Origin of the sequence: Allopseudospirillum japonicum, assembly GCF_900108915.1 — a bacterium.
GTDB lineage: Bacteria > Pseudomonadota > Gammaproteobacteria > Pseudomonadales > Halomonadaceae > Pseudospirillum > Pseudospirillum japonicum.
The window spans coordinates 145,005-156,705 of the sequence record NZ_FNYH01000006.1 but is presented as its reverse complement, the minus strand read 5'-3'; the positions used below and the strand labels follow the sequence as shown (position 1 = coordinate 156,705).

Sequence of the window (11,701 nt, the reverse complement as noted above, 5' to 3'; positions counted from 1 at the left end):
ATGTGTTAGCAATGTGATCAGGGTACTTCTTATTTATAAGCTGGTTGCAATGATTTCTGCATTAAAAGTAGCTAAGTGTGCTTGCAAAGCATGAAGGGAATTTTCTGGGAGTGTAATTAGCATCTCAACATTGCTTGAATAATTAACTAATGTAATTTCTCCAGATAGTGACATGATTAACTTTCTTAATAAAGCTTCTTCATGGAAAGGACAAGTTAATTTTATGGTTTCTAATGGTGTGTAAATTTGGGTATGCAAAGCTTGCAATGCTTTTTGGGCCGATGCTCTATAAGCTCTTACCAAACCACCAGCACCTAAACGAATCCCACCAAAATATCTCACGCTCACTAGGATAATATTACCAACATTAGCATGCTGAATTTGACTTAGAATCGGTTTCCCAGCGGTACCGCTTGGTTCACCATCATCACAACAAGCGGCATAAGTGGAGTTTTGAGGATCACCTACAAGGTATCCCCAGCAAAGATGGCGCGCATCAGGGTATTGCATTTTCAAATCAGCAATATAAGCCAGTGCTTCTTGTCGGGATGAGATTTTTTTAGCATGGCTAATAAAACGGCTTTTTTTTATTTCGAGCGTTTCACAGGCCGTATTGGTTGGTTCCATAAACATAGTAAGGTATTTTATTCCTTCAGTGATGTAAGTTAATTTCTGTATTGGTTAATATACCAATAGGGTCTAGAGTTATAAAATTAATTCCATAGAGAAGCTTTCTAAAATTTCGCCTTTTCTGTAAATTTTATTTGCTTTAATAAGCTTAAACCCATGCTTTTTGAAAAATGGTCGAGCTGCCAGTGAGGCTTCCACGTACAAGCTTTGTATTTGCTTACGCTTGGCTTCTTCAAGTAAGTGTGTATAAAGTGCAGATGCAACACCTTGCCTTTGCCATTGTGGGTGGACATACAAACAATCGATATGTCCGTCTATATCTAATTCAATAAAGCCCACGATTTTATCGCTAAATTGAGCAACTAAAGGTTTTTTGCGAGCTAAACGTTGTAGCCAAAATGTATCATCAACAGGCAAAGGTGCCCAAGCTCTTTTTTGTGCATCAGTATACAAACTGGCATCAATTGTGTAAATGGCCTGATAAAATACCTCTATAATATCTTGGATATTATTTTGGGTATATTTTTGAATGTTAAGCATCTTGATAACTTTTCCTTGTAAGCCCAGCAGATATTTATTATGTAACTTCTAATAAATGATTTAAAGTAGTCTGCTAACATGATGGCAGTTTTTTAAATTCTGGTATCTGATCAAGGTTCTGGCACCAAGTAGCCTTACTGGATGTAAAAATATGTGCTGTTGGCAATATGGAAACTTTGGTATCTAAACACCCTGCCGGAACGACAAGTAAACCCTCAAGTTGCAAATTTGGCAATGCAGAACCACAGAACTTACAAAAGCTTCTATGATGACGAGTATTTGGGAGTGTATAGGAGGTTACAGCATCGATACCAGCCAACCAAGTCAGTTTTGCTGACTGTGAAAATAGGTTTGCTGCATGTGCAGATCCTGTATCTTTTTGACAATGCTTACAATAACAAAGATAAAAGCTATCAAAAGTTCCTGTGATTTTAAATTGCACAGTACCACACAAACAAGAACCAGTATAATCTTTCAATGCGTTTCTCCCATATTAGTAAACTTAGAATACTTTTATAATCATTAAATTTTTTCTTGCTTTTTCTTTGGGTTCAGGCGTAATTTAGAATAGTATCATTAGATTACCAAAAGTGGCTTGTAATAGATTTTTCTTAAGTGATAATCTAAGAAGGTTAATTTATCTATGCTAGATGCTTGGGCATTTTATAAAAACTCATAGGATATTTACTATGTTTACACTACATTTGCAACTTATACAAGATACAGTTCCTGTTGCCAATTTCCCGCTTTCGCAGCTGTTGATGATGAAAGACAAGCGTTTTCCTTGGTTTATCCTAGTACCACGTATTGATAACATCACTGAGCTGTATCAACTTGCTGTTGATGATCGTCAACAATTTATCGAGGAATCCTGTTTGCTCGCCCGAGCACTTAAGCATGCTTATCAGGGAGATAAGGTCAATATCGCAGCTATAGGTAATAAGGTGCCTCAGTTACATGTGCACCACATTGTACGGTATCTCAACGATTTGGCTTGGCCAGCACCTGTTTGGGGTTTTGGTCTGCCTGAGCCTCTCAGCGAGCAAGAAATACAAATACGTCTACAAAAGTTAATTCCGTATTTGCAAGCATTGGCCAGTAGTGATTTCGAAGTCATTTTTTAAACTTTTTGCAAAAAAAGCCTTATTTCTTTTTTATACCGTTATATTTTTAATATTTTTTAGTTTAGGTAAAAATCAAATACTGCTAAAAAATCCTTGTCACGCTGCGCAAAAACCCAGCTTACCTTTTGAAAAGGTAAAGCCTGTTGCACGCTTTCAATTGCGGCCTTTTGCAGCCATGGGTGTGTGCTCTTTAATACTTCGATGTTAAGCAGGGCACCTTCCGCATTCAGGCGAATTTTTAATTCAACAGTTCCCTCAATACCCCGTCGACGAGCATTCATCGGATAATGTTTATATTCACTTAGATGTTGAATCAATGCTTGATAATACGCTTGTTCTAGCTCTAACTGGGGTGCTTCATCTATGTTTTTATGTGGGCTAACTGGTGCAGGTTGCATAGTTACAGGAGATTTTTCTATTGCTGAAGGAGTTTGCTCAGAAGTTGATGTTTTGGAGTGAATAGGCTGTTGTTTTTTAGGCACAGGCTTTGGCTCTGAGGTAACTGGTTGAACTCCTTTTATTTTTTTTACTGGTGCGTTTGCTTTAGGGATACTCTTTGGGGTTGTGTGCACTATTTTTTGTGTATTATCTGTTTGGGGCAATGTAGCCTTGACTGGCATTGAAGGGGCAGCACTGGGTTGCGGTATTTGATAAGCCTGCAAACTAATTTGTGTTCTTCTAGGCGACGTTTTTTCTGATGGCACCAAAGGATCCTGCCAAGCGATGCCCAACACAGCCCAAGCATGGGTCATCAAAGAGAATAAAAAGGCTAAACCAATCAGCCAAGGTTGATAAGGATGCCAAACACGCATTTTTTTATCCCAGCATTGATATGAATGAGCGGAAAAAATCTCTTTCATTCTAAATAACTTAAGTTGGCATAGACCTGTGGCAAAATGTCGCGTCTTGGGCAATAGAGAAGCTCTCTCCTTAAGTTCTTTATGGTATACTCAAAGCTTATATTTAAGATACACGCGCACTGGCTTGATTGCTCAGAGCTATTATAGCTACAGCTGTAGATGCGCATTAGCTTAAGGATCAGGAATAACTATGGGTGAGATCGCCAGAGAAGTACAAACAGTCAATATAGAAGATGAGCTCAAACAATCTTACCTCGATTATGCCATGAGTGTGATTGTCGGTCGTGCCTTACCTGACGTGCGTGATGGTCTTAAGCCAGTGCATCGACGTGTACTTTTTGCGATGCATGAACTTCACAATGATTGGAATAAGCCTTACAAGAAATCTGCTCGTGTTGTGGGTGATGTCATCGGTAAATACCATCCTCATGGTGACTCTGCTGTCTATGACACTATCGTTCGTATGGCGCAAACCTTTGCTATGCGTTATGTACTCGTTGATGGCCAAGGGAATTTTGGTTCCATTGACGGTGATGCCGCTGCCGCTATGCGTTATACCGAGGTGCGCATGGCAAAGCTTGCACATGAGATGCTGGCTGATTTAGAAAAAGAGACGGTTGATTTTGTTGAAAATTATGATGGTACTGAATTAATCCCTGATGTGCTGCCAACTCGGTTACCTAATTTGCTTATTAATGGCTCTTCAGGAATTGCGGTTGGGATGGCAACGAATATTCCACCCCATAATCTTGGTGAGGTGGTACAAGCCTGCTTAGCGTTATTGGAGGATCCGGATTTAGATACCGAGCATCTTATGGAATATATTCCAGGTCCAGATTTCCCTACAGGTGCTTTAATTAATGGGCGTGCCGGTATTTTAGATGCCTACCGTACTGGACGAGGCCGTATTTATGTACGTGCAAAGCATGAAGTTTTAGTCGACGAACGGACAGGTCGTGAAACTATCTTGATCACTGAGCTTCCTTATCAAGTCAACAAAGCACGTTTGATTGAAAAAATTGCGGACTTGGTGAAAGAAAAGCGCCTTGAAGGAATCAGCGAACTAAGAGATGAATCGGATAAAGATGGTTTACGCGTTGTTATTGAACTAAAACGTGGTGAATCTGGTGAAGTGGTGGTGAATAATCTGTTCAGCCAAACACCGCTACAAATTTCTTTTGGCATCAACATTGTTGCCTTGGAAGACGGTCAGCCAAAGGTACTTAATCTTAAACAATTATTAGAAGCTTTTATCCGCCACCGTAGAGAAGTTGTAACGCGCCGTACTTTATTTGAGTTAAAAAAATCACGTGAACGTGGTCATGTTTTGGAAGGGCTCGCAGTTGCTTTAAGTAATGTTGATGAAGTCGTGCGTGTTATTCGTGCATGTCCGAGTGCGCAAGAAGCACGAGCACAACTGCAAGCGAGTTGCTGGAACTCAGACACTTTGATGCAAATGCTCAACCAAGCAGGGCATCAATTAATAGAAGATGAAAGCCTACCTGTGGCACCTTCAGCACAAGGATATGTCCTGTCGGAAACGCAAGCACAAGCGATCTTAGATTTACGTCTTCACCGCTTAACAGGCTTAGAACAAGATAAGCTATTAGGCGAATATAAAGAAGTGCTGGATAAGATCTGCTATCTACAGGGAATTTTAGCGGATGATACGCGCTTGCTAACGGTGATTTGTACTGAGCTGCAAAGTATTCTTGATGAATATGCAGATCCAAGACGCACACAGATTCTTTTTAACCATCAAGATTTGTCTCGTGAAGATTTAATTACTCCAGAAGAAGTTGTACTGACCTTATCACGCGGTGGTTATGCCAAAACGCAACCTCTGGATGCTTATCAAGCCCAAAAACGCGGTGGTCGCGGAAAAACAGCCTCCGCGCTTAAAGATGAAGATGTGATCGAGCATCTGTTAGTTGCCAATACCCATGATACTGTGATGCTATTTTCCAATTTGGGGCGTTTATATTGGTTAAAAGTCTATGAGATTCCACAAGCGGGGCGTACCTCACGTGGACGACCGCTAGTGAACCTTTTGCCTTTAAGCAAGGATGAATGGATTACAGCTGTTTTACCCTTGTCTTCCTATGAAGCACATCAATATGTCTGCATGGCAACTGCAGCGGGGGTTGTTAAGAAAACAGAATTACGTCATTTCTCACGTCCACGTACAGGCGGTATCATTGCGCTGAATTTAGATGAAGGCGACCGCTTGGTCGGTGTTGCTCTCACCTCAGGCGAACAAGATATCGCCTTGTGTACTAACACCGGCAAGATGATTCGTTTTCCTGAAGAGGCTTTGCGTGCTTTAGGGCGTAGTGCACGTGGTGTGAAAGGGATCAACCTCACAAAAGGCGCGCAAGTGATTAGTTTGATGATCTTGCCTTCTGAAACACAGCAAACCCAAGAAGATACAAATATTTATATCCTTACTGCCAGCGAATCTGGCTATGGTAAGCGTACCTTGATCAATGAATTCAGTGCACAAGGACGTGGTGGTATGGGCGTGATTGCAATGCGTACGAGCGAAAGAAATGGTGCGCTTGTTGCGGCCTCTTTGGTACATGATCAAGATGAGTTGATGCTCATTACTGATAAAGGCACTTTAGTACGGACTCGAGTGGCTGAAATTTCTATCAGTAGCCGTAACACCCAAGGTGTGACTTTAATTCGTCTTGCAGAGGAAGAACGTTTAGTTAGTGCGGTGCGTATTCAGGAATTGAGCGAAACTAGCTTAAACGAAGACGAGGCTCTACTCGTTGCAGAAACCGAAGCGACAAGCGAAGAAGTGGCTGATACTGAAGTCACCTCAGTTGTTTAAAATGCTACCAAGTAAAATCTTATTTGATTGAAAGGATGTATCCTTGTATGACGCGTGTATTTAATTTCTGTGCAGGGCCAGCCGCTTTACCTACTTCTGTGCTAGAGCGTGCACAAGCAGAATTACTTGATTGGCAAGGTCGCGGGCTTTCTGTCATGGAAATGTCACATCGTAGCGATGAATTTGTTAGTATTGCACAACAAGCCGAAGCAAATTTACGCACGCTACTGCAAATTCCTGCAAACTATAAAGTCCTCTTTATGCAAGGTGGTGCCTCAAGCCAGTTTGCGATGGTTCCTTTAAACCTACTTGGTCAAGGGGGCACGCCTAACTATATCTATAGTGGCATTTGGGCAAAAAAGGCTATGGCGGAAGCTAAACGTTATGCTAACCAGCATGTGGCTGCGAGTGCAGAAATCAGTCAGTTGACAGCCATGCCAAGCCAAGCAGATATTCAACTCTCTGCAGATGCCGCTTATTTGCATTACACCAGTAACGAAACCATTGGTGGTTTGCGGGCGCCTGAGGTTTTTCAAACACCTGAACAAGTGCCCTTGGTTTGTGATATGTCCTCCGACATATTGAGTGCACCTGTAGATATAGAAAAATTTGGCATTATTTATGCTGGAGCACAAAAAAATATTGGCCCTGCGGGTTTAACTTTAGTGATTATCCGTGATGATTTGTTAGATCAAGCATTAGAAATCACGCCGACGATGATGCAGTACAAGGTGATGGCAGAGAATGAATCTATGTATAACACGCCGCCCACCTTTGCTTGGTATTTGGCAGGTTTAGTTTTTGATTGGCTGTTAAACGACATTGGTGGTTTGCAAGTGATGGCGCAGATCAATCAACGTAAAGCACAAAAACTTTATCAAGCGATTGATACAAGTGATTTTTATACCAACCCGATTCAGCCCGCTTATCGTTCAATAATGAATGTGCCTTTTCAATTGGCAGATGATGCTTTAAATGCACGTTTTCTTGCTGATGCCCAAGAGGCGGGTTTACTGAACTTAAGCGGTCACAGGTCTGTCGGTGGTATGCGTGCCAGTATTTATAATGCAGTCCCTGAAACCGCCGTTGATGCCTTAATTGATTTTATGCGTGATTTTGAGCAACGCCACGCCTAAGCCATTTTATTAAGGAGAAAAATACATGAGTGATCCTTTACAGTCTTTGCGTGAGCGGATTGACACCCTAGATCAACAGATCCAAGCCTTGATCAATGAACGTGCTCAATGTGCGCAAGAAGTTGCCCAAGTAAAAACTGCCAGTGAAGGCGAACAGACCGTCTTTTATCGTCCTGAGCGTGAAGCACAAGTATTACGCCGCGTGATGGAACGCAATACGGGGCCCTTATCAAACGAAGAAATGGCGCGTTTATTCCGTGAGATTATGTCTGCGTGTTTAGCATTAGAGCGCCCGATTAAAGTCGCTTTCTTAGGGCCAGAAGGTACTTTCACTCAAGAAGCCGCTTTAAAACACTTTGGGCATTCGGCGGTGTGTGTTTCTCTGCCAGCGATTGATGAGGTATTTCGTGAAGTTGAAGCAGGCGCAGCAGATTATGGTGTTGTCCCTGTAGAAAACTCTACGGAAGGCGTGATTAATCATACACTGGATAGTTTTATAGATTCTGGCTTGCATATTTGTGGTGAAGTTGTGTTACGAATCCACCATCATTTGATGATAGGGGAGAACACGCGTCGCGATAAAATTAGTCGGATTTATTCGCATGCCTCTTCTTTAGCGCAATGCCGTAAATGGCTTGATGCACACTACCCGCAAGCTGAGCGTGTGGCTGTCAATAGTAATGCGGAAGCTGCCCGTTTAATCAAAAGCGAATGGCACTCTGCAGCCATTGCTGGTGATATGGCAGCTGACTTGTATCAGTTGCAAAAAGTGGCTGAAAAAATTGAAGATTGTCCAGATAATTCAACACGTTTTTTAATTATTGGCAATCAGGAAGTCCCTGCTTCTCAGGATGATAAAACCTCAATTATGGTTTCTATGCGTAATCAACCGGGGGCTTTGCATGATTTGCTGGAGCCATTCCGTCAGCATCAGGTAGATTTAACGCGCGTAGAAACTCGGCCCTCACGGTCTGGTGCCTGGAGTTATGTCTTTTTTATCGACTTTCGTGGTCATACACAAGACAGCAAAATTCAGCAAGTCCTGCAAGATGTTGCCGAACGCGCTAGTGATCTAAAAATCTTGGGTGCTTATCCGAAAGGCGTTTTATAGATCCTGAATCACAAGGTGCGTCAAACCCCGTCCTTTTTAGGGTGGGGCAAGCGTCAATGTTTGACCCATCAACAACTGGAGCTTGCCTGTATTGTTCTCCAGTTGCTCACTGGCAAAAGTGTATAGAAAAAATAGGAGCGTCTCTGTGCATTCATGTGTCTCTGAAGCAAATGCGGGAATTTTGGGTCTGCAACCGTATCAAGCAGGTAAACCCATTGAGGAGTTGGCGCGTGAGCTGGGTTTAGATCCTCAAAAGATTATCAAACTCGCAAGCAATGAAAATCCTCTAGGGCCTTCCCCACGTATTATTGCGACTTTGGAAGCGGCAGTGACTGAAGTCAGCCGTTATCCTGATGGTAATGGCTTTGCCTTGAAACAAGCCTTAGCTGAACATTTGGATGTCCTGCCTGAACAAATCACTTTGGGTAATGGCTCTAATGATGTACTTGAGCTAATTGCGCGTACCTACCTCAATCCAAATACCGCAGCCATGTACAGCCAGCATGCGTTTGCCGTGTATCCGCTGGCAACGCAAGCGTGTGGTGCACAGCATCAATGCATTCCTGCAATCCATTGGGGCCATGATTTAGAAGCCATGGCGCAGGCTATCACAGAACATACACGGATTGTTTTTATTGCCAATCCTAATAATCCAACAGGGACTTGGCTATCAGAACAACAAATTCATAGTTTTTTAGCGCAAGTACCTGCTTCTGTGATTGTGGTCTTAGACGAAGCTTATTTTGAATATGTTGAGGAGAGTCTCTATCCCAATGGGTTGAGTCTGTTGCAGCAATATCCAAACTTGATTGTGACACGTACCTTTTCCAAAGCTTATGGGCTAGCTGGATTGCGTGTGGGATACAGTGTTTCTAGTGTAGAAATTGCGGATTTACTGAATCGTGTGCGTCAACCTTTTAATGTCAATATCATGGCGCAAGTCTGTGCACAAGAAGCGCTTGCGGATGAAGCCTATTTACAACAAAGTCGCGCGTTAAATCGTGCAGGTTTGATTCAGTTAGAGCAGGAAATCCGTGCGTTAGGTCTTGAGTATATTCCTTCTGTTGGCAACTTTTTGTGTATCGATTTTAAACAAGATGCTTTGCCTATTTATCAAGCTTTATTGCGCGAAGGTGTCATAGTGCGTCCTGTTGCTGCTTACCAAATGCCGCATCATCTGCGTGTGAGTGTAGGTACAGAAGCAGAAAACCAAGGCTTTATTGATGCGTTAACTAGGGTGCTGGAGTGAATATTAATCGACTGCTCATCATTGGTTTAGGGCTCATTGGCGGCTCGGTTGCTTTAGCGCTCAAGCAGGCGGGAAGCTGTCAGCGGGTGCTGGGTTATGATATTAAACCAGATGAGGTAGAAGCAGGACTTGCGCTTGGCGTTATTGATGAGGGAAGTGCAGACACATCCGTGTTGCCTGAATTGGTACGTGCTGCGGATATCATCTTAATTGCCGTACCTGTCGTGCGTATACAGCAAGTGTTTGCCCAGATCAAACCCCATGTGAGTGCACACACACTGATTACTGATGTGGGTTCGTGCAAATCGTCGGTTTATGACGCTGCATGTGCAGTTTGGGAAGTGTATCCGGCGAACTTGGTCTTAGGGCATCCGATTGCAGGATCAGAGAAAAGCGGTGTCCGTGCGGCAAAGGCAGACTTATTTGATCGTCATAAGGTCATTTTAACGCCTGTAGATGCCAACCCCCGTACAGCTATTGAGCAAATTACTGAGCTCTGGGCGGCTTGTGGTGCGCAAGTGCTGTGTATGCAAGTGAAACGTCACGATGAAGTTTTGGCACGCACAAGTCATTTACCCCATTTGCTTGCGTTTTCTTTAGTTGATACCTTGGCACGCCAAGATACTAGCCTAGATATTTTCCGTTATGCTGCTGGTGGTTTTCGCGATTTTACCCGTATTGCCGCCAGTGACCCACAAATGTGGCATGATATTTTCCTAGCCAATCGTGACGCGACTTTAGAAGCGTTAGACGAGTTTACCCAAGGTGTGGCGCAATTACGTACGGCAGTTGCGCAAGCAGATAGTACCGCGTTGTTAAGTGTGTTCACTCGTGCTAAATCAGCACGTGAACATTTTTCTAAAATTCTTGATCATACAGCTTATTCCCCCATGGATACCCAAAATATTCGCTTTCAAGTAACACCTGGTGGCCAAGTCACCGGAAATATTCGTGTTCCTGGTGACAAATCTATTTCGCACCGCTCCATTATGCTTGGTGCGCTTGCTGAAGGATGCACAAAAATTAGTGGTTTCTTAGAAGGCGAAGACAGTTTGGCCACTTTGCAAGCTTTCCGTGATATGGGGGTAAGCATTGATGGTCCTTATGCCGGTCAAGTCACGATTCAAGGTGTTGGTTTGCATGGCTTAAAAGCACCTGCATCTGCCTTATATTTAGGAAATTCAGGAACATCAATGCGTTTGCTAGCAGGCTTATTAGCAGCTCAGACTTTTGATACTGAACTCACTGGCGATACTTCTTTGTCCAAGCGTCCTATGGGGCGTGTGGCAGATCCTTTACGCTTAATGGGGGCTCATATTGACACCAACGAAGGTGGACGTCCCCCTTTAAAAATTCGTGGTGGTCAAACGCTCACAGGAATGGATTACGTGCTACCTATGGCGAGTGCGCAAGTTAAATCTTGTTTATTGCTGGCGGGTTTATATGCACAAGGACAAACGCGTGTGACTGAGCCTGCACCGACACGTGATCATACAGAACGTATGTTGCAAGGCTTTGGTTATCAAGTTACGCGTGAAGGGGCTAGTGCCCAAGTAGAAGGTGGCGGCTGCCTCAGCGCTTGTGAAATTGATATTCCCGCAGATATTTCATCTGCGACCTTCTTTATGGTTGCAGCTTGTATTGCACCTGGCTCTGATATTACTTTGGAGCATGTCGGTATTAATCCAACCCGTATTGGTGTCATTAATATCCTGAAGTTAATGGGCGCTGATTTAGAACTGCTCAATCAAAAATCTGTTGGTGGCGAGCCAGTAGCAGATATTCGTGTACGCTATGCGCCTTTACACGGAATTGATATTCCAGAAGATCAAGTGCCCTTGGCAATTGATGAGTTCCCCGCGTTATTTATTGCCGCAGCTTGTGCACAAGGCACCACACGTTTACGTGGTGCAGAAGAGTTACGCGTCAAAGAATCCGATCGGATTCAAGTGATGGCAGATGGTTTGACAACCTTGGGAATTGAATGCCAAGTCTATGCTGATGGTATTGATATTCTTGGTGGCCATTTGCAAGGTGGTGAAGTTGCCAGCCATGAAGATCATAGAATTGCTATGTCCTTTACTGTCGCCGCTTTACGTGCACAGGGACAAATTACCATTCATGATTGTGCTAATGTTGCGACCTCTTTCCCTGGTTTTGTGGAACTTGCGCGTCGTGCAGGGATTCAAGTGCAAGCACAAACCCAAGCTTAGGG

At 43.2% G+C, this 11,701-nt stretch carries 10 protein-coding genes; 6 read left to right on the top strand and 4 right to left on the bottom strand.

The window, feature by feature from the left end:
* Nucleotides 1-33: 33 nt before the first annotated feature.
* The 3 genes from BMX05_RS07445 to BMX05_RS07435 all read right to left on the bottom strand — a co-directional run bounded on the left by BMX05_RS07445 (nucleotide 34) and on the right by BMX05_RS07435 (nucleotide 1,648).
* Nucleotides 34-633 carry a YigZ family protein gene (locus tag BMX05_RS07445; RefSeq protein WP_093309536.1) on the bottom strand — a complete coding sequence of 200 codons (600 nt, stop codon included), beginning with the start codon at nucleotides 631-633 and terminating at the stop codon, nucleotides 34-36.
* Nucleotides 634-705: 72 nt separating this feature from the next.
* Complete coding sequence (locus BMX05_RS07440; RefSeq protein ID WP_093309533.1) at nucleotides 706-1,170, bottom strand: GNAT family N-acetyltransferase; 465 nt, start codon at nucleotides 1,168-1,170, stop codon at nucleotides 706-708.
* A 73-nt stretch (nucleotides 1,171-1,243) separates the two neighbouring features.
* Nucleotides 1,244-1,648, bottom strand: coding sequence for a GFA family protein (locus BMX05_RS07435; RefSeq protein ID WP_093309531.1), 405 nt, complete (start codon nucleotides 1,646-1,648; stop codon nucleotides 1,244-1,246).
* A 211-nt stretch (nucleotides 1,649-1,859) separates the two neighbouring features.
* Here BMX05_RS07435 and BMX05_RS07430 point away from each other — a divergent pair, with 211 nt between their 5' ends.
* The gene (locus BMX05_RS07430) at nucleotides 1,860-2,294 is read left to right on the top strand and encodes an HIT domain-containing protein (protein WP_093309529.1); all 435 of its coding nucleotides are present in this window, start codon (nucleotides 1,860-1,862) and stop codon (nucleotides 2,292-2,294) included.
* A 56-nt stretch (nucleotides 2,295-2,350) separates the two neighbouring features.
* Here the strand turns inward: BMX05_RS07430 and BMX05_RS07425 are convergent, their stop codons facing one another.
* Nucleotides 2,351-3,154: a TonB family protein gene (locus BMX05_RS07425; RefSeq protein ID WP_093309527.1), complete on the bottom strand. Its 804-nt coding sequence runs from the start codon at nucleotides 3,152-3,154 to the stop codon at nucleotides 2,351-2,353.
* Nucleotides 3,155-3,344: 190 nt separating this feature from the next.
* Between BMX05_RS07425 and gyrA the strand changes: the two genes are divergently transcribed.
* The 5 genes from gyrA (at nucleotide 3,345) to BMX05_RS07400 (ending at nucleotide 11,699) form a co-directional block, all read left to right on the top strand.
* Entirely contained in the window at nucleotides 3,345-5,990 is a 2,646-nt protein-coding gene (gene gyrA / locus BMX05_RS07420) for a DNA gyrase subunit A (RefSeq protein WP_093309525.1), read from the top strand.
* A 47-nt stretch (nucleotides 5,991-6,037) separates the two neighbouring features.
* Nucleotides 6,038-7,126, top strand: a complete 1,089-nt coding sequence (gene serC / locus BMX05_RS07415; RefSeq protein ID WP_093309523.1) for a 3-phosphoserine/phosphohydroxythreonine transaminase — start codon at nucleotides 6,038-6,040, stop codon at nucleotides 7,124-7,126.
* A 25-nt stretch (nucleotides 7,127-7,151) separates the two neighbouring features.
* Nucleotides 7,152-8,237, top strand: coding sequence for a prephenate dehydratase (gene pheA, locus BMX05_RS07410; protein WP_093309521.1), 1,086 nt, complete (start codon nucleotides 7,152-7,154; stop codon nucleotides 8,235-8,237).
* A gap of 145 nt (nucleotides 8,238-8,382) precedes the next feature.
* Nucleotides 8,383-9,486: a histidinol-phosphate transaminase gene (gene hisC / locus BMX05_RS07405; protein WP_093309519.1), complete on the top strand. Its 1,104-nt coding sequence runs from the start codon at nucleotides 8,383-8,385 to the stop codon at nucleotides 9,484-9,486.
* Entirely contained in the window at nucleotides 9,483-11,699 is a 2,217-nt protein-coding gene (locus BMX05_RS07400; RefSeq protein ID WP_218139004.1) for a bifunctional prephenate dehydrogenase/3-phosphoshikimate 1-carboxyvinyltransferase, read from the top strand. The genes hisC and BMX05_RS07400 overlap by 4 nt, the downstream gene beginning before the upstream one ends.
* The last annotated feature ends 2 nt before the right edge of the window (nucleotides 11,700-11,701 follow it).